The 18,720-nt window shown below is 43.2% G+C and carries 17 protein-coding genes, 1 tRNA gene, 2 riboswitches and 1 other annotated feature; of the genes, 13 read left to right on the forward strand and 5 right to left on the reverse strand.

Going from position 1 to position 18,720, the window contains the following annotated elements:
* Positions 1-7: 7 nt before the first annotated feature.
* Positions 8-1,312, forward strand: coding sequence for an inosine/guanosine kinase (locus HUO09_RS03070; protein WP_167410479.1), 1,305 nt, complete (start codon positions 8-10; stop codon positions 1,310-1,312).
* 94 nt (positions 1,313-1,406) lie between these two features.
* Here HUO09_RS03070 and HUO09_RS03075 read toward each other — a convergent pair whose 3' ends face one another.
* Positions 1,407-1,817, reverse strand: a complete 411-nt coding sequence (locus HUO09_RS03075) for an H-NS family nucleoid-associated regulatory protein (RefSeq protein WP_167410478.1) — start codon at positions 1,815-1,817, stop codon at positions 1,407-1,409.
* Between the two features lie 402 nt (positions 1,818-2,219).
* A riboswitch (Lysine riboswitch) is annotated at positions 2,220-2,402 on the forward strand.
* A gap of 116 nt (positions 2,403-2,518) precedes the next feature.
* On the opposite strand from HUO09_RS03075, the gene HUO09_RS03080 reads away from it, so the two are divergent.
* The 9 genes from HUO09_RS03080 to hisIE all read left to right on the forward strand — a co-directional run bounded on the left by HUO09_RS03080 (position 2,519) and on the right by hisIE (position 11,612).
* Complete coding sequence (locus HUO09_RS03080) at positions 2,519-4,120, forward strand: Na+/H+ antiporter NhaC family protein (RefSeq protein WP_188232939.1); 1,602 nt, start codon at positions 2,519-2,521, stop codon at positions 4,118-4,120.
* A gap of 188 nt (positions 4,121-4,308) precedes the next feature.
* Positions 4,309-4,445: a sequence feature (His leader region), on the forward strand.
* Positions 4,446-4,498: 53 nt separating this feature from the next.
* A complete protein-coding gene (hisG, locus tag HUO09_RS03085; protein WP_167410476.1) occupies positions 4,499-5,395 on the forward strand; it encodes an ATP phosphoribosyltransferase in 897 nt (298 codons plus the stop codon).
* 5 nt (positions 5,396-5,400) lie between these two features.
* Complete coding sequence (gene hisD / locus HUO09_RS03090; RefSeq protein ID WP_167410475.1) at positions 5,401-6,708, forward strand: histidinol dehydrogenase; 1,308 nt, start codon at positions 5,401-5,403, stop codon at positions 6,706-6,708.
* Between the two features lie 5 nt (positions 6,709-6,713).
* A complete protein-coding gene (gene hisC, locus HUO09_RS03095; protein WP_188232940.1) occupies positions 6,714-7,754 on the forward strand; it encodes a histidinol-phosphate transaminase in 1,041 nt (346 codons plus the stop codon).
* Between the two features lie 13 nt (positions 7,755-7,767).
* Positions 7,768-8,841, forward strand: coding sequence for a bifunctional histidinol-phosphatase/imidazoleglycerol-phosphate dehydratase HisB (gene hisB, locus HUO09_RS03100; protein ID WP_167410473.1), 1,074 nt, complete (start codon positions 7,768-7,770; stop codon positions 8,839-8,841).
* Positions 8,841-9,458 carry an imidazole glycerol phosphate synthase subunit HisH gene (gene hisH, locus HUO09_RS03105; RefSeq protein ID WP_167410472.1) on the forward strand — a complete coding sequence of 206 codons (618 nt, stop codon included), beginning with the start codon at positions 8,841-8,843 and terminating at the stop codon, positions 9,456-9,458. Before hisB ends, hisH begins: the two co-directional genes overlap by 1 nt.
* Positions 9,459-9,511: 53 nt before the next feature.
* Positions 9,512-10,249, forward strand: a complete 738-nt coding sequence (hisA, locus tag HUO09_RS03110; RefSeq protein WP_188232941.1) for a 1-(5-phosphoribosyl)-5-[(5-phosphoribosylamino)methylideneamino]imidazole-4-carboxamide isomerase — start codon at positions 9,512-9,514, stop codon at positions 10,247-10,249.
* Positions 10,231-11,004: an imidazole glycerol phosphate synthase subunit HisF gene (gene hisF, locus HUO09_RS03115; protein WP_188232942.1), complete on the forward strand. Its 774-nt coding sequence runs from the start codon at positions 10,231-10,233 to the stop codon at positions 11,002-11,004. Before hisA ends, hisF begins: the two co-directional genes overlap by 19 nt.
* The gene (hisIE, locus tag HUO09_RS03120) at positions 11,001-11,612 is read left to right on the forward strand and encodes a bifunctional phosphoribosyl-AMP cyclohydrolase/phosphoribosyl-ATP diphosphatase HisIE (RefSeq protein ID WP_188232943.1); all 612 of its coding nucleotides are present in this window, start codon (positions 11,001-11,003) and stop codon (positions 11,610-11,612) included. Before hisF ends, hisIE begins: the two co-directional genes overlap by 4 nt.
* Positions 11,613-11,866: 254 nt before the next feature.
* Here hisIE and HUO09_RS03125 read toward each other — a convergent pair whose 3' ends face one another.
* Both HUO09_RS03125 and HUO09_RS03130 read right to left on the reverse strand, forming a co-directional pair.
* Complete coding sequence (locus HUO09_RS03125) at positions 11,867-12,805, reverse strand: GGDEF domain-containing protein (protein WP_188232944.1); 939 nt, start codon at positions 12,803-12,805, stop codon at positions 11,867-11,869.
* A 337-nt stretch (positions 12,806-13,142) separates the two neighbouring features.
* A tRNA-Lys gene (locus HUO09_RS03130) sits at positions 13,143-13,218 on the reverse strand.
* 109 nt (positions 13,219-13,327) lie between these two features.
* Positions 13,328-13,425: riboswitch (TPP riboswitch) on the forward strand.
* Positions 13,426-13,506: 81 nt separating this feature from the next.
* Here HUO09_RS03130 and thiD point away from each other — a divergent pair.
* Positions 13,507-14,325 carry a bifunctional hydroxymethylpyrimidine kinase/phosphomethylpyrimidine kinase gene (gene thiD, locus HUO09_RS03135; protein WP_188232945.1) on the forward strand — a complete coding sequence of 273 codons (819 nt, stop codon included), beginning with the start codon at positions 13,507-13,509 and terminating at the stop codon, positions 14,323-14,325.
* Here thiD and rluE read toward each other — a convergent pair.
* Positions 14,309-15,007: a 23S rRNA pseudouridine(2457) synthase RluE gene (gene rluE, locus HUO09_RS03140; protein ID WP_167410467.1), complete on the reverse strand. Its 699-nt coding sequence runs from the start codon at positions 15,005-15,007 to the stop codon at positions 14,309-14,311. The two genes, thiD and rluE, sit on opposite strands and share 17 nt — an antisense overlap.
* A 314-nt stretch (positions 15,008-15,321) precedes the next feature.
* Between rluE and HUO09_RS03145 the strand changes: the two genes are divergently transcribed.
* Positions 15,322-17,550, forward strand: a complete 2,229-nt coding sequence (locus tag HUO09_RS03145) for an NADP-dependent isocitrate dehydrogenase (protein WP_188232946.1) — start codon at positions 15,322-15,324, stop codon at positions 17,548-17,550.
* Between the two features lie 129 nt (positions 17,551-17,679).
* Here HUO09_RS03145 and cspD read toward each other — a convergent pair whose 3' ends face one another.
* The gene (cspD, locus tag HUO09_RS03150; RefSeq protein ID WP_042481960.1) at positions 17,680-17,901 is read right to left on the reverse strand and encodes a cold shock domain-containing protein CspD; all 222 of its coding nucleotides are present in this window, start codon (positions 17,899-17,901) and stop codon (positions 17,680-17,682) included.
* Positions 17,902-18,395: 494 nt separating this feature from the next.
* Here cspD and clpS point away from each other — a divergent pair, with 494 nt between their 5' ends.
* Positions 18,396-18,716, forward strand: coding sequence for an ATP-dependent Clp protease adapter ClpS (clpS, locus tag HUO09_RS03155; RefSeq protein ID WP_167410465.1), 321 nt, complete (start codon positions 18,396-18,398; stop codon positions 18,714-18,716).
* Positions 18,717-18,720 lie beyond the last annotated feature (4 nt).

The raw sequence follows: 18,720 nt of genomic DNA on the forward strand, positions 1-18,720 counted from the left end.
AATCGTTATGAAATTTCCTGGCCAACGTAAGTCAAAGCATTACTTTCCAGTCGATGCTCGTGATCCATTAGTCATCCAAGCGCAAGATAATAAGATATTGTCTCGCACACATATTATCGGTATTGATCAGACCTTGGTTGATATTGAAGCCAAAGTGGATTCCGAACTCATCGAGCGTTATGGCTTGAGCAAAGGACATTCTTTAGTCATTGATGACCAGACGGCGGAAGCTCTATACACAGAGCTAAAGCAAAATGGTCTAATCAAAAATGAATTTGCGGGTGGGACGATCGGTAATACGTTGCACAATTATTCTGTGCTAGCAGATGACCGTTCAACTTTATTGGGCGTGATGAGCCAAGATATTAAAATTGGCAGCTACGGTTATCGTTATTTATGTAATACCTCTAGCCGAATGGACCTAAATTATCTGCAAGGTGTTGATGGTGCGATTGGTCGTTGTTTCGCGTTAATTACAGAAGACGGAGAACGTACTTTTGCAATTAGCGAAGGCCAAATGAATAAGCTTCATCCAGACAGTATTCCTGAAAAAATATTTAAAAATGCATCTGCTTTGGTTATCACTGCATATTTGGTTCGTTGCAAAGAAGGCGATCCAATGCCACAAGCAACAATGCGCGCAATTGAATATGCAAAGAAATATGATGTGCCAGTTGTATTAACGCTAGGAACAAAATTTGTTATTCAAGATGACCCTCAATATTGGCAGGAATTTTTGCACGACCATGTTTCTGTTGTCGCGATGAATGAAGATGAAGCAGAAGCATTAACTGGCGAAAGTGATCCATTAAAGGCATCGGATAAAGCATTAGATTGGGTTGATTTAGTGTTATGTACCGCTGGGCCTGTAGGTTTATATATGGCGGGTTATACCGAAGAAGAAAGTAAAAGAGAGACTTCTTTACCATTATTGCCGGGTGCTATTCCAGAGTTTAACCGCTTCGAATTTAGCCGCCCAGCAACCAGATTGAGCTGCGAAAATCCAACTCGAGTTTATTCTCATATTTCACCTTATATGGGTGGGCCTGAGAAAATTAAGAACACGAATGGGGCAGGTGATGCAGCTTTGTCAGCATTACTTCATGATATGGCAGCCAATAAATACCATAAAGGTAATGTGCCAAATTCAAGTAAGCACCAACATAATTTCTTAACCTATTCTTCTTTCTCACAAGTTTGTAAATATGCAAACCGCGTAAGTTACGAAGTGTTGGCTCAGCATTCTCCACGCTTATCTCGTGGTCTTCCTGAACGTGAAGACAGCTTAGAAGAAGCGTATTGGGAAAGATAAAACTAGCCTAAATAAAGTTATATTTATCAATATGACCAAATAATAGGTATAAAAAAGGCTCCGAGTTCGGAGCCTTTTTTTGACAACTAGAAAATTAAATTTCGAATTGTTCTAGAGATTTGCCTTCATCTAAAGCTTTTTGAATTGCTGAAGGTGTGCGGCCTTGGCCTGTCCATGTTTTCTCTACGCCATTGTCCATGTATTTATATTTCGCTGGACGTGGTGCGCGTTTACCTTTTGCTTTTGATTTAGATTTTGTTTCGCCAGCAAGAGCAGAAATTAACGCTTCAACATCAATACCGTCATTTGCAATTTGTTCAGCAATTGCTGCTAATTTTGCTTCTTGTTCAGCTTGAGCCGCTTGTTCTTTTTCTTCAGATTCTCTGCGCTCTTCAACTACGATCGTTAATTTATCAAGCGCTTCTTCAAGTTGCTCTAAAGTTAGATCGCGTGAAAATGCACGAAGACTACGAATATTTAATAGAGTTTTAGTGATTTCCGACATTTCTTAATCCTGTTTAATTTAAATAATTAACTGGGTAATAATAAACTGACTTATTAGTTCTTACAATATAATTAATCCAACATTAATGTAAATATTCTGAAATTTCCACCATAGTCGTAATTAAAGTTTACCCTTTAAATTTTAGCCATAAAAATAGAAAGGAAATATTAGAACATCAGAGCATCAGACACGTGTCATTTTTATGCAATTAATCTAATTAGGTCTAAAGCGATAAGCTTCAGATTATGAAATATTATTCATTCTCGCAGTGAATAAATGGATGCAATGAAAGTTGAAATTCTATGTTGCATTGATAGTTTTGTTAAGTACAATACGTCACACCTAAAGCGGAGTATGTTTAATGATCACGCAATATCTAGATTGCGTAGGTGATTGTTCTGTCTCCGACGTAGAGGAGCGATATTGATCAGTATCCAGTATTGGGGTGATACCAATGAGTACCGGAGAAAGGCCATATCGCCGAAGTTAGTCAGTTCATCAAGCTGCTAGCTGGGGTTGTCATCGAATAGGGACAACACTGCCATAGTCTATATTGTTGTTAAACTATGGAGCGCTACTGTAGGGTTGGGTGGAGTGTTCACTTCCCTTTCGCTTAGTTCAACATTAATTGCATTGAATATATTCGATGTGGTTTATCTGCAGTAGATCTCTAACCGAAATATTATTGGTTTTTGAAGATCATGAATTTATTAGATTTTGCATCGTCTCCTTTGTCGCTAATCCCAGCGTTAGTGGCGTTGAGTCTCGCTATTATTACTCGTCGTGTACTTGTTTCTCTTGGAATGGGTATTGCCCTTGGTGCGTTATTACTTGCTGATTACTCAGTAGGTGATGCCATTAGCTATGTTGCCACAAAAGTAACCAACGTATTTGTTGAAGACGGCGGTCTGAATACTTGGAATATGAGTATTGTTGGCTTCTTGCTGCTATTGGGCATGATGACTGCACTATTAACGCTTTCTGGCGGTACTCGTGCATTTGCAGAGTGGGCTCAAGTTCGCGTAAAGAGTAAACGTGGTTCAAAATTACTTGCTGCGTTCTTAGGTGTTTTCATTTTCGTTGATGACTATTTCAACAGCTTAGCGGTTGGCTCAATTTCTCGTCCTGTTACTGACCGCTTCTATGTGTCTCGCGCTAAACTTGCTTACATCCTAGATTCTACTGCTGCGCCTATGTGCGTTGTTATGCCAGCTTCAAGTTGGGGCGCGTACATTATGACGATTATCGGTGGCATTTTGGTGTCTCACGGTATTACCGATTATTCGCCTCTAGGTGCTTACCTGCGTTTAGTTCCGATGAACTTCTATGCTGTGTTCGCTCTATTAATGGTGTTTGCGGTTGTCTGGTTCCAAATGGATATCGGTCAGATGCGTCGTCATGAAATTAATGCTTCTCAAGGACAAGGTTTCGACGATGACCTGTCTGAGAATGACGAACAAGCTCGTGATTTAAATGATGAGCTTGATATCCGAGAAAGTGATAAGGGTAAAGTCTCTGATCTTATTTTCCCAATCGTATTACTGATTATCGCAACCGTTGGTTCAATGCTGTATACCGGTGGCAAAGCATTAGCAGCCGATGGTAAAGCGTTCGACGTACTTGGTGCATTTGAAAATACCGATGTTGGTACATCACTTATTTACGGCGGTTTAGTCGGTTTAGCGGTTGCTCTGTTCACCGTAGTCAAACAAGGTATCGCTATTTCTGAAATTGCACGCACGCTTTGGATTGGTGCTAAGTCGATGTTTGGTGCGATCTTAATCCTTGTATTTGCATGGACGATTGGTTCAGTCATCGGTGACATGAAAACGGGCGCGTACCTCTCTTCTTTAGCTCAAGGTAATATCGACCCACATTGGTTACCAGTTATCTTATTCTTGCTATCAGGCATTATGGCATTCTCTACGGGCACTTCTTGGGGCACATTCGGTATCATGCTGCCAATCGCGGGTGATATGGCTGGCGCTACAGAAATTGCTCTGATGCTACCAATGTTGAGTGCGGTGTTAGCAGGCTCGGTTTTTGGTGACCACTGTTCTCCAATTTCAGACACAACCATTTTGTCTTCTACAGGCGCACGTTGTAATCATATCGACCACGTAGCGACTCAGCTACCATATGCATTAGCGGTTGCTGGTGTATCATGCGTTGGTTTCATCGTTCTTGGTATGACGTTGTCAGTACTGGCTTCTTTGGCTGCATCGACAGTGGCATTTATTGCCGTATGCTTTGCGTTTAACACGCTAGCAAAATCTAAGTTGGTTACCCTCAAAGAAGCTTAATATTTTATATTTCTGCATATTAGAGGAGGCTTAAGCCTCCTTTTTTTGTGCTCGAAAAGTAGCAGTCAGAAAAAGATGACAAAAAGTGAAATTTTTTGTTGAAAAATGAGACGAGCTTAGATAGTGTTGAAAGCAATCCAGTGAACACATTCGGTGTAATTAAGTATGCGTAATTTTGTCATGAATATTCATCATCACCATCATCCCTAAGAGTCTTTCGGGAGATGTACGCATACCCGGGAGACAGGAATCTCCCGGCGGCTAAATCAAAGCATTTTTAAGATTTTAGACCCTTGGGAGACCAATCTCTCAAGGGTTTTTTACTATCTAGACTATTTAAAACTTAAAGATTTCAATATTTTACGAAGGAAGAATGTAATGCAAACACAACGCCTAAGAATAGCAGTACAAAAGAAAGGTCGTTTAAGCGACGAATGCCAAGGTTTACTGAAGAAGTGTGGTGTGAAGTTTAATGTCATGGGAGAGCGTTTAGTTGTTCACTCACTAAATATGCCGATTGACCTGCTTCTTGTCCGTGATGACGATATCCCAGGTTTGATTATGGATGGTGTTGTTGATCTGGGTTTTGTGGGTGAAAACGTGTTGGAAGAAACCCGTTATGATCGTATTGCTCTAAACCAGCCAAGCGAGTTCGTTGATCTTCGTCGTATGGACTTTGGTGGTTGCCGTCTTTCAATCGCAATTGACAAAGATGTGGAATACAACGGTCCACAAGATCTCAAAGGCAAACGTATTGCAACTACCTATCCTCAACTTTTAAAAGCGTATATGGCTGAACAGGGTATCGATTTTAGTACCTGTATGTTAACTGGCTCGGTTGAAGTTGCTCCTCGTGCGGGTCTTGCTGATGCGATAGCGGATTTAGTTTCAACAGGCGCTACACTTGAAGCAAATGGCTTAAAAGAAGTTGAAGTGATTTTCCAATCAAAAGCGAAACTGATTCAACGTACAGGTGAGTTCGCGCCAGATAAAGCTGAGCTGATTGACCGTCTTCTGACTCGTATGAACGGTGTGCAACAAGCGAAAGAATCCAAGTACATCATGCTGCACGCGCCTGTAGACAAACTACCGCTAATCACCGCTTTACTTCCAGGTGCAGAAGATCCAACCGTGCTGCCACTTTCAGCCGATAAAACTCGCGTAGCCGTACACCTCGTCAGTGCAGAAAACTTGTTCTGGGAAACAATGGAAAAGTTAAAAGCCCTTGGTGCAAGTTCTATTCTTGTATTACCAATTGAGAAGATGATGGAGTAATCCCGATGAGAACGATCGTTTGGCAATCGCTGAGTGAAACTCAGCAAGACTCAGTATTGGAACGTCCAGCTATCGCTGAAGGTGCGAACATCACTGCTGCGGTTGCGGAAGTTATTGCCAAAGTTCGAGCGGAAGGTGACTCTGCTCTATTAGAACTTACTGAGAAATTCGATAAGTGTAAGCCGGAATCAATTCGAGTTTCGGCAGCAGAGATTGATGCGGCATGTGAACGTCTTGATGATGAAATGAAGCAAGCGTTGGAATTGGCTTACAACAACATCTCCAAATTTCACAAAGCACAAAAAGCAGCGCCAATTAAAGTTGAAACGATGCCGGGTGTTGTGTGCGAACAGGTGACTCGCGCAATCAATAAGGTTGGCTTGTACATTCCGGGCGGAAGCGCACCATTACCGTCAACCGTATTGATGCTTGGTGTGCCTGCGCAAATTGCGGGTTGTCGTAAAGTGGTACTTTGTTCTCCACCGCCAATTGCAGATGAAATTCTTTATGTGGCGAAGCTTTGTAAGATCGATGAGGTTTATAACGTAGGTGGCGGCCAAGCGATTGCAGCAATGGCTTACGGTACCGAAAGCGTAGCGAAAGTGGATAAGATTTTTGGTCCGGGCAATGCCTATGTAACGGAAGCAAAACGCCAAGTCAGCAATGATTTTCGTGGCGCTGCGATTGATATGCCTGCTGGGCCTTCGGAAGTATTGGTGATTGCTGATGAAACAGCGGATGCTGATTTTATTGCCGCAGATCTTCTTAGCCAAGCCGAGCACGGTCCTGATTCCCAAGTTGTATTGGTAACGCCTTCACCTGTGGTTGCGGATCAAGTGGCAGATGCGGTTCAAAAACAGCTTAAGTCACTATCTCGCGCAGCTACCGCAGAGAAAGCCCTCGCTTCAAGCTTAATTATCATTGCTGAATCGTTAACACAGGCTGTCTCCATCTCTAACTACTATGGTCCAGAGCACCTGATTGTTCAGACTAAGAATCCTCGTGAATTAGTTCCTCTGCTAGACAATGCAGGTTCAATTTTCTTAGGTGACTGGTCGCCAGAATCAGTGGGTGATTACGCTTCAGGCACTAATCACGTGCTACCAACCTACGGATACACTCGCACATACTCAAGTTTAGGTTTAGCGGATTTCAGCAAACGTATGACAGTGCAGGAGTTGAGTGCTGATGGTCTGAAAGCACTGGCACCAACCGTTGTTAAAATGGCTGAAGCGGAAGGTTTAGATGCACACAAACGAGCCGTTACGATCCGTATTGAAAAGCTTGGTATTGAAAAAGGACAAAAGGCGTAACCATCATGGAAAAACTCGCTCGCAAACAAGTTCAAGAATTAACGCCTTATCTTTCTGCTCGTCGTATTGGCGGCAGTGGTGACGTTTGGTTAAACGCCAATGAGTCACCATTCAACAACGAATACAAAACCAATTTCGCTCGTTTAAACCGCTATAGCGAATGTCAGCCTCCTGAGCTAATTAATGCTTATGCAGCATACGCTGGTGTTAAACCTGAGCAAGTACTAACTTCTCGCGGTGCCGATGAAGGTATTGAGCTACTGGTACGTGCTTTCTGTGAGCCAAACCAAGACGCGATTCTATTCTGTCCGCCAACTTATGGTATGTATGCGATTAGTGCTGAAACCATTGGTGTTGAACACAAGAAAGTACCTCTCACAGCAGAATGGCAGTTGGATTTAGCTAACATTGAAGCGAACCTAGACAACGTGAAGCTGGTGTTTGTATGTAGTCCTAACAACCCAACGGGGAACTTGGTTAAGCGTGAGGACATTGTTGCTCTGCTAGAAATGACCAAAGACCGCGCGATTGTTGTGATGGACGAAGCGTATATCGATTTCTGTCCAGAAGCATCAACGGTCGATTTATTAGCACAGTATCCAAACTTAGCGATTCTACGCACGCTATCAAAAGCGTTTGCTCTTGCTGGCCTTCGCTGTGGTTTTACTCTTGCCAATGAAGAATTGATTAATGTGCTGTTAAAGGTCATCGCACCATACCCAGTGCCAGTACCAGTGGCGGAAATTGCGACTCAAGCACTGTCAGAAGCTGGTCTTGCTCGTGCTAAATACCAAGTGCTGGATTTGAATGCCAACCGAGCTTATATGCAAGTGGGACTTTCGATGGTCAGTGGTGTCGAAGTGTTTGAAGGTTGGGGCAACTATTTACTGGTTAAATTCCCTGATGGCGATGCGTTATTCAAAGCCGCTTGGGATGCAGGAATTATTTTGCGCAACTCACCGATTGAAGATTGCGTGCGTATTAGCGTAGGCAACAGAGAAGAGTGCGAAAAAACAGTCGCGTTTATTCGTAACTACTACCAATAGAAAGGATTCTACAATGAGCACCCAACAGAAAATTCTCTTTATCGATCGTGATGGCACCTTAATTGTTGAGCCTCCGGTGGATTTTCAGGTTGACCGTTTAGACAAACTTAAACTGGAACCGTTTGTTATCCCAAGTTTGCTGACTCTGCAAGATGCTGGCTATCGCTTAGTGATGGTCACTAACCAAGATGGTCTGGGCACGAGCAGCTACCCACAAGAAGACTTCGATGCACCACACAACATGATGATGGACATCTTCTCTTCTCAAGGTGTGAAGTTTGACGATGTGCTGATTTGCCCACACTTTGAAAAAGACAACTGTTCTTGCCGTAAGCCGAAGTTAGGTATGGTGAAAGAGTACCTTCAAGGTGGCAAAGTCGATTTCAAATCATCAGTTGTAATCGGTGACCGAGTCACGGATCTGCAACTGGCAGAGAACATGGCTATCCGTGGTATTCAGTACAATCCTGAAACCATGAACTGGCCACAAATCGTAAAAGATCTCACCGTTAAAGCTCGTACAGCAAGTGTGGTGCGTAAGACCAAAGAAACCGATATCAAGGTAGCGGTGAATTTGGACGAGACTGGCGGTAACGAAATCGAAACAGGTCTGGGTTTCTTTGACCACATGCTTGATCAAATCGCCACTCACGGTGGTTTCCAGTTGAAGCTTAAAGTGGATGGTGATTTACACATCGACGATCACCACACCGTTGAAGATACAGCGTTAGCTTTAGGCCAAGCGATTAAAGAAGCCTTAGGTGATAAGCGTGGTATTGGTCGTTTCGGATTCACACTGCCAATGGACGAATGTTTAGCGCAATGTGCATTAGATCTATCGGGTCGTCCTTACTTGAAATTTGACGCTGAGTTCAGTCGTCCAGAAGTTGGCGATTTATCCACTGAGATGGTTTATCACTTCTTCCGTTCACTGACTGACACACTAGCGTGCACTCTGCACTTGTCTTCTACTGGTGAGAATGACCACCATATTATTGAAAGCTTATTTAAGGCGTTTGGTCGTACACTGCGTCAAGCTATTCAAGTACAAGGAAACGAGTTGCCAAGCAGCAAAGGGGTTCTCTAATGGCGAAGGAACAAAAAGTTGTCATCATTGATACTGGCTGTGCCAACGTTTCATCAGTGAAGTTCGCGATTGAACGTTTGGGCTACCCAGTCACTATCTCAAAAGACCCAGCAGTAGTTCTTGCTGCGGATAAGTTGTTCTTACCGGGGGTAGGAACAGCCAGCGAAGCGATGAAGAATCTTGAAGAACGTAACTTAATCGAGCTTGTGGCGAAGGTAGATAAACCGCTACTAGGTATCTGTTTAGGTATGCAGTTACTCGGCAAGCTTTCTGAAGAGAAAGGGCAGAAAGCGGATGAGATCGTTGAGTGTCTTGGATTGGTTCAAGGTGAAGTTCGCTTAATGCAAACCGGCGATTTGCCATTGCCTCACATGGGTTGGAATACAGTTTCGGCTAAAGCTGGTAACCCACTATTCAAAGATATTGAAGAGGGTGAGTACTTCTATTTTGTACACAGCTTTGCAATGCCAGTGGGTGATTATACGATCGCACAATGTGACTACGGAAATCCATTTAGCGCAGCGATTCAAAATGGCAACTATTACGGTGTTCAATTTCACCCAGAGCGTTCATCAAAAGCCGGTTCTAAATTAATTCAGAACTTCCTAGAGCTCTAAATGATAAACGAAAGCTGTAAGCGATAAAGCGGCATATCGAATAAGGAACAGAAATGATTATTCCCGCATTAGATTTAATTGAAGGTCAGGTTGTTCGCCTATATCAAGGTGATTACGGCCAAGTGACGGAATATAAAGTCGACCCAATTGAACAATTTAATTTGTACAACAAAGCTGGTGCAGACTGGCTTCACCTAGTGGATTTAACCGGCGCGAAAGACACCAGTGCGCGTCAGTTAGACCTGATCGCTAAGTTACTCGCGGGTACGCCAGCTAATATTCAAATTGGTGGTGGTGTTCGCAGCGAGCAAGACGTTATTGATTTGCTTGAAGCTGGTGCGCAACGCGTTGTGGTTGGTTCAACAGCCGTCAAGCAGCCTGAACTCGTTAAAGGTTGGATGAGCAAATACGGCGCTGAGAAAATTGTCTTGGCTCTGGATATCAATATCGACGCTGACGGTACGCGCAAAGTGGCGATTTCTGGTTGGCAGGAAGATTCTGGTGTCACCATTGAAGCCCTGATTGAAGATTACCTAACAGTCGGTTTGAAACATGTACTGTGTACGGACATTTCACGCGATGGCACTTTAGCTGGCTCTAACGTTGAGCTGTATGTCGACCTGTGCAAACAATACCCACAAGTTCAGTTTCAATCTTCAGGTGGTATCGGCAGTTTAGCGGATATTGAAGCGCTAAAAGGCAGCGGTGTGGCAGGTGTGATTGTTGGTCGCGCTCTGCTTGATGGCAAATTCACCACAGAGGAGGCGTTCGCATGTTGGCAAAACGTATAATTCCTTGTCTGGATGTTCGTGACGGTCAGGTTGTAAAAGGTGTTCAGTTTCGTAATCACGAAATCATTGGTGACATCGTTCCGCTAGCAAAACGTTATGCGGAAGAGGGCGCTGATGAATTGGTTTTTTATGATATTACGGCATCAAGTGATGGTCGTGTGGTCGACAAAAGCTGGGTGGCTCGCGTTGCAGAAGTCATCGACATTCCGTTCTGTGTGGCTGGTGGTATTAAATCAGCCGAAGATGCGGCACGCATTCTTGAGTTCGGCGCAGATAAAGTCTCGATTAACTCACCAGCGTTAGCCAACCCTCAGCTAATCACTGATTTAGCAGATAAGTTTGGAGTGCAATGTATCGTTGTCGGTATCGATTCATACTTTGATAAAGAAACCGGTAAATATCAGGTTTACCAGTTCACGGGTGATGAAGCGCGCACTAAAGCGACCCAGTGGGAAACCAAAGATTGGGTTCAGGAAGTTCAAAAACGTGGTGCAGGCGAAATCGTATTGAACATGATGAACCAAGACGGCGTACGTAACGGTTACGATCTTGAACAACTCAACATGGTTCGTTCTGTGTGTCATGTGCCATTAATAGCTTCTGGCGGTGCGGGTGCAATGGAGCACTTTGCCGACGCATTCAAATTGGCGAATGTAGACGGTGCTCTAGCAGCGTCTGTTTTCCACAAGCAAATCATCAATATTGGTGAACTCAAGCAATATTTAAAACAACAAGCGGTTGAGGTGAGACTATGAGCCTAGCGGAACGTATTAATTGGGAAAAGGTTGATGGTCTTGTTCCTGCAATAGTGCAGGATTTCGGTTCAAGCCAAGTGCTTATGATGGGCTACATGAACCAAGAAGCGTTAGCTAAAACATTAGAAACAGAGCAAGTTACTTTCTATTCGCGCACCAAACAGCGTTTATGGACCAAAGGCGAAACTTCGGGCAATGTGCTGCAATTGAAAAATATTGCTTTGGATTGTGACCAAGATACCTTGCTAGTGAAAGTGAATCCGATTGGACCAACCTGCCACACGGGTACAACAACTTGTTGGGACAGCGATGCACAAGAGGAGTCACAAATGGTGTGGCTTCATCAACTTGAGCAGCTATTGGCTGCCCGCAAGAGTGCCGACCCTGAATCTTCTTACACTGCGAGTCTTTATGCCCGTGGCACCAAACGTATTTCGCAGAAAGTGGGCGAAGAAGGGGTTGAAGTTGCGCTTGCGGCGACGTCGGGCGATAAGGCGGAACTAGTTTGTGAATCAGCGGATTTGATTTATCACTTGTTGGTACTGCTTCAAGACCAAGGCTTATCTATGAGTGACGTGATTAATAAGCTGAAAGAGCGTCATAAGTAGTCGCTTAAAGTCTATAAATTAGCGCCACAATGAACATCCAAGTAATCTGAGTACTTGGTAGGCCAGCCATATATGAACACGGCACTTTGAAAAAGAGCCGTGTTTAATCTCAGAAGCCGTACAAACAGGTGGTGTTGAGCTACAAGTGAACGATCCGCCACAAAGTGTCCAAGCAACGATTTTCGTACAGATTTCACTGATATTCCGTATATATTTAATCAAGGCGATCATCAACCCATCAGCTACAAATTCGGCTACCCTTGAAACTCGTTAAACGTCTGATTAGGTTGAACACAGACGGTACAGTTTCTTCCTCCGTTTTTGGCATCGTATAGCGCTTGATCACAGAGCTGAATTAAACGTTCAAATGAAACATTGTTTCCTTGGTATTGAACAAGTCCAATGCTGGCTGTTGACTGAATGGTTTGAGATTCCAATAAGTTCAATGGTGACGTCGCCCATGTCTGACGAAAGCGTTCAACAACGTTAAGCCCATCGCTTAGATTGGTTTCGGGCAGAAGGATGACAAATTCCTCGCCACCATAACGAAAACAGACGTCATTAATCCGTAAGATTGTTTTTGCTAAACTAGCAAATTCTTTAAGGACTAGATCTCCAACTGAGTGGCCATATTGGTCATTAACTTTTTTAAAATGGTCAATGTCGACCATTGCGATACAATAGGGGCGGTCTTTTCTCTCGCTGGCCTTATGCATAACCTCAAGCCGTGACATTCCCTCACGTCGGTTAGGAAGCCCTGTTAACTCATCGGTAGAAGCCAAATCTGCCAAAGAATATTCCAATCGTTTTCTTTCCGTTATATCGAAGGCGACGCCTAAAAGCCCTGCTACTGCCCCATATGAGTCAGTAAAAGTTTGTTTGTGAAATTGTACTGCGTGAAGTAATCCTTGAGGTGAAGTAATCTCGGTTTCATAAATGTCCACACCTCCGCGGTCTAACAATTCTTTGTCTTTAGCAAAAAAGACATCCGCATCAGCTTTATCCCATATGTCGTATACTGTTTTCCCAATTAATTGATCGCGTTCTAGTGACATAAAATCCATGTACGCTTTGTTGCATTCGGTATATCTACCATCTTTATCTTTAACGAAGATGGGAATTGGAATCAGATCCGTAAAAAGATCAAGTAGATGGCGATTGGTGTTGATGAACTCGATAATATCTTTGCCCATGCATGCTCCTCAGATAATTATTGTATTAAGTATGAAACATAGAAGCGCTTCTTCCAATCTTCTCATTTTTCAAGGATTTTCGTTTTGTTGAAATTACACCTCTTTAATTTACAGGTGAATCGCAGACATACTTCTATCTGCGTCATTTCTGAGACTCACTAGTAATTGAATTGCAAAGAACTCGTTTGGATAAAATTGCCGCATGTTTAGCTAGAGGAATTGCCACTTTAGAAAGTGACATTTTTTGAACTTCACTGCCAATTTGCTTTTTTCTAATATAAACACGCCACTATTTAATAGGCAGGATATATAGACCAAGAGCTCATCTTCCGCTTCTTGGTAGGCCGTGCGGGGCTCGAACCCGCGACCGATTGATTAAGAGTCAACTACTCTACCAACTGAGTTAACGGCCTACGTATTGGGAAGAACACTCTTACACAACGAATTATAGTCTCGATTTGGCTACTTTTTCGTTGTAAAACATATAAATTGCAGAAAAGACAATTTCATTGTTATTCTGTCCGCCATTAGTCGGGGAGCCTTTGGGCTGAGATCGCATTGCGAGACCCGTTGAACCTGATTCAGTTAATACTGACGTAGGGAACTAATTCAATCTTTGCGATTGTTTATCTCGTCTTGTCGTCTCTAGCGGATGCGTTGTCGAGAAACTGTTCCTGTACGTTTACCTTTAAGGAACAGTTATGCCTAAAACCAATTCAATTCCCGTTGTACTGACGATTGCCGGATCGGACAGTGGTGGTGGTGCGGGTATTCAAGCGGATATCAAAGCGATATCAGCGACTGGCAGTTACGCCGCTTCGGTTATCACGGCCATTACCTCTCAAAATACCTTAGGTGTGTTTGATATCTTGCCTGTGCCTCTTCCTCATATCGAAAGTCAGTTAGATGCCGTATTCCAAGATCTTAATATTGTCTCAGTAAAGATTGGCATGCTGGCAGATAGCGATATCATCAATTTGGTGGCGGATAAGCTAGAACAGTATCGACCACAACACATTGTGTTGGATACAGTCATGGTGGCAACCAGCGGTGATTTACTGTTGAAAGAAACTGCAATCGATAGCCTGAAGGAGCGTTTATTGCCTCTCGCTAGCATTATTACGCCCAATCTGCCAGAAGCCGCCGCGCTGACAGGGCTAGCAGTGCCAAGAGACACTAAACAGATTGAGTACATGGTCACTGCAATGCGTCAGTTAAGTACTTCTGCAGTGTTGCTCAAAGGTGGGCATTTAGAGGCGTCTGCTAATAGTGACGATCTGCTGATTACCCAGCATGAAACTCACAGGTTAAACGCTGAGAGAATTCACACTCTCAACACCCATGGTACGGGCTGTACTTTGTCTTCAGCAATAGCGTCGTTTTTGGCTCAGGGAGAAGATATGCTTTCAGCGGTTAGTCATGCCAAGCAATACATTACACAAGCGATAAGGCATGCTGATTCACTCAATGTTGGACAGGGCCGAGGCCCCGTCGATCATTTCTTTATGCTGCATCAATAGTAATTTCTTTCCACTCGCCGGGCTGAAGATCGCCTAATTCTATGTTGCCCATTGAATAGCGAATCAGACGCAGAGTAGGGAAACCAATATGCGCTGTCATGCGTCTTACCTGACGGTTACGACCTTCAATGATGGTAATGGCAAGCCAAGTGGTTGGAATGGCAGCTCGAAAACGCACTGGTGGATTTCGCGGCCACAACTTGGGTTCATCAATGACCACAACTTGAGCTGGGAGCGTTGGCCCATCTTTTAGGGTTACTCCGTTTCGAAGTGGCTCTAAATCTGATTCTGTCGGTGCACCTTCAACCTGAACCCAGTAGGTTTTAGGCGATTTTGATTCTGGCTGAGTCAGTTTGGCTTGTAAAATACCATCGTTGGTTAATACCATCAGACCTTCGCTGTCGCGATCCAGTCGGCCTGCCGCGTACACATCTTTGACTGTTATGAAATCCGCGAGCGTTTTTCTGCCTTCACCATCAGTAAATTGGCTCAACGTGTCATAAGGTTTATTAAAAACAATGACTTTACGATCTTCAATGTTCACTTTTGGCTTTTGAACCGCAGGTTTACGTACTCTTTGTTTGGTCGAAGTGCGCCCTGAAGAACGATTTCCTTGTTTGAAACGCGGTTTATGTGTCGAGTGAGGAGCCTTAGCTGTGCTACTACGCGAGCTGGATGACATGTTAACTACCTTGCAAAAATGTAAATGAAGTGTGTTTGAAAGTTTTCTGAAACTCGCTTTTGCGCTATCATTTTCGCGCCCAGAAATAGGATAAACGACAAGATGATAGACTATTATCCTAGTTTTGTTTAATTATAACGATCTTCACTCAAGGACTGTCTCGAAGACTCATTATGGTGGTTCGCACAAAGAAGTTATTCGAACACAAAAGGAAAGAGTGAGACTATCGTGCACAAGTTTGGGATGTTTCCCGCTTGAGCCGTACATTCACACAACACATGCCCGTGTGTTGTTAGAACAAATAGGGAAAGTTCATGCCAACAAATAAACCTACAATTATTTATACAATTACAGACGAAGCCCCAGCTCTAGCTACATATTCATTGCTGCCAATTATCCAGTCATTCACGGCATCGTCAGGTATTGAAATTGAAACTCGTGATATTTCTTTAGCAAGTCGTATTCTTGCTAACTTCCCAGAGCATTTGAAAGAAGACCAGCGTGTTGGTGACGCTCTGACGGAACTCGGTGAACTTGCACAAACTCCTGAAGCGAACATCATCAAACTACCAAACATCTCAGCATCGGTTCCACAGCTAAAAACGGCGATCAAAGAACTCCAAGATAAAGGTTTTTCACTTCCAAATTACCCAGAAGAGCCAGCTTCTTACGAAGAAGAAGCGATTAAAGCGACTTATGACAGAATCAAGGGTAGTGCGGTAAACCCAGTGCTACGTGAAGGTAACTCTGACCGTCGCGCTCCTGCATCAGTGAAAAACTACGCGAGGAAGAACCCGCATTCAATGGGTGCTTGGTCTGCGGATTCTAAATCTCACGTTTCGAGCATGAATGATAAAGATTTCTTCGGTACTGAAAAATCAGTCACTGTAGACGGTGCAACAGAAGTTTCTATTCAGTTTGTAGGCAAAGATGGTTCAACGAAAGAACTGAAAAAGCCTTTTGCACTGAAAGACAAAGAAATTATTGATGCAAGCGTTTTGAACAAAAAAGCTCTGGTAGAGTTTTTCGAAAAAGAAATTGCGGAAGCAAAAGAACAAGACGTTCTGCTTTCTCTGCACATGAAAGCAACCATGATGAAAGTGTCTGACCCAGTCATCTTTGGTCATGCAGTTAAGGTTTACTACAAAGAAGTGTTTGAAAAGTACGGTGACGTATTTGAGCAACTTGGTGTTGATGTAAACAACGGTCTAGGTGATGTGTACGCGAAAATCCAATCTTTACCTCAAGCACAACGTGAAGAGATCGAAGCTGCACTTCAGGCGGTTTATGCAACTCAACCGCCACTAGCAATGGTTGACTCTGATCGCGGTATTACCAACCTACACGTACCTAGCGACATTATCGTTGACGCGTCTATGCCAGCGATGATTCGTTCATCTGGTCAAATGTGGGGTCCAGACGGTAAGCAGAAAGATACTAAAGCAATGATCCCAGATCGTTGTTACGCTGGCGTTTATCAAGCAGTGATCGAATTCTGTAAAGAGAACGGTGCATTTGATCCAACCACTATGGGTAGCGTACCAAACGTGGGTCTTATGGCTCAAAAAGCAGAAGAATACGGTTCACACGATAAAACTTTCATCCTTGATGCAGACGGTGCTGTGCGTGTTGTTGACGCGGCAGGTAACGTATTGCTTGAGCAAGAAGTTGAAGCGGGTGATATCTTCCGTATGTGCCAAGTTAAAGACGCACCAATTCAAGATTGGGTTAAGCTTGCTGTAAACCGTGCTCGTGCAACGAATACACCGGCAGTATTCTGGTTAGATGAAGCACGCGCTCACGATGCTGAACTGATTAAGAAAGTGAATCAGTATCTGCCTGAACACGATACTTCTGGTCTGGAAATCAAGATTCTTTCACCTGTGGATGCAACGCTATACTCTCTAGCACGTATCAAAGAAGGTAAAGATACGATTTCTGTAACAGGTAACGTACTGCGTGATTACCTAACGGATTTGTTCCCAATTCTTGAGCTAGGTACTTCTGCGAAGATGCTTTCAATTGTTCCACTAATGAACGGTGGTGGTCTGTTTGAAACGGGTGCTGGTGGTTCGGCACCTAAGCACGTGCAACAAGTTCAAAAAGAGAACCATCTACGTTGGGATTCATTAGGTGAATTCCTCGCGTTAGCGGCTTCTCTAGAGCATCTGAGTGTGGTGACTGGCAACGCGAAAGCACAAATATTGGCTGATGCATTGGATAAAGCGACAGGTAAATTCCTAGACCTTAACAAATCTCCATCACGTAAAGTCGGTGAGCTAGATAACCGTGGTAGTCATTACTACCTAGCAGCATACTGGGCGGAAGCGCTAGCAGCGCAAACTCAAGATGCCGACCTTGCAGCTGAATTTGCACCAGTGGCTGAGCAGCTACTTGCTAACGAAGAGAAAATTGTGTCTGAGTTAAATGGTGCTCAAGGCGTTGCGGGTGATTTAGGTGGTTACTATGCGTTTAACGATGCCTTGGTTTCTAACCTAATGCGTCCAAGTGCAACACTGAACAGCATCGTAGATCGCGCATAAGTTCAAACGGTTTACGAAAAAATACAAAACCCGCCAAGAGGCGGGTTTTTCATATCTATCAATTAATAAATCGTTAGCGTTCAAATGACCTGTGGGTCAGTTAATTGTAAGGATTTACTTGGCAGCGAACTATTTAGATTGTTGCCCTTCAATAGGCACGACACTACTAGCGTGGTAGCCTTTAGGTCCCTGTTCAACTTCATATGCTACTTGCTGTCCCGCTTTCAATGTGCGGTAGCCATCCATTTGGATAGTAGAATAATGAGCAAAAATGTCTCCATCTTCGCCTTCTGGACAGATAAAACCAAATCCTTTGGCGTTATTGAACCATTTTACTGTACCTGTAGCCATGCTATACGTCCCTCATGCATTTTGTTACTGATGTTGTTGCGGAGAAATTACTCTTATTGATTTACTACGTAGATAGTTTGATCAAATGACTTGATGTTTATAACTCCAATTAGTGAATATAGATTCAGCCGCTGCCAAATTTTTAGTCACTATTTGACCAATGTAGTCAATGATTGACCACAGTCAATAGGAGATTGGTATAAAAATGCATACTTTTATAGCCAAATCACTTTTGAGAATTCCATAACCAGTGTTTCTTGAAATTAAAGTATGCTATTCATGCTTTAAATGCGTTAAAAAAATGTGACTAATAAATGAACGTTTGACTTAAAGTTGATTGATAATAGCGATGTTTTATTTGCAGCGATGCAATTGCTGCATTAGTCTCTAAGTAAGGTTGTTTCTTCATCTTTACTGACAATTCCTTAATCTATGAACTGTAAGACGCGTAAGTTTAAGGTGTATTTTATAGGAATAGCCCCACAATAACCGACATGAATAAAAATTTCGAATGGGTAACTCCAGACTCAGATCTACTGGAGAGAGAGAAAACAGCAACAAAACCACCGTCGATGTATAACGTTATACTGAATAATGATGATTACACGCCGATGGATTTTGTTATAGAAATCCTTGAACGCTTCTTCTCTATGGACATAGAAAAAGCGACACAAGTGATGCTCAAAGTTCATTATGAAGGGAAAGCAATTTGTGGCACGTTTACTGCAGAAGTAGCAGAGACGAAAGTCGCTCAGGTGACAATGTACGCACGGGAAAACGAGCATCCACTGCTTTGTACGATGGAAAAAACGTAACATT

The organism is Vibrio sp. Y2-5 (assembly GCF_014596725.1).
Lineage (GTDB): Bacteria > Pseudomonadota > Gammaproteobacteria > Enterobacterales > Vibrionaceae > Vibrio.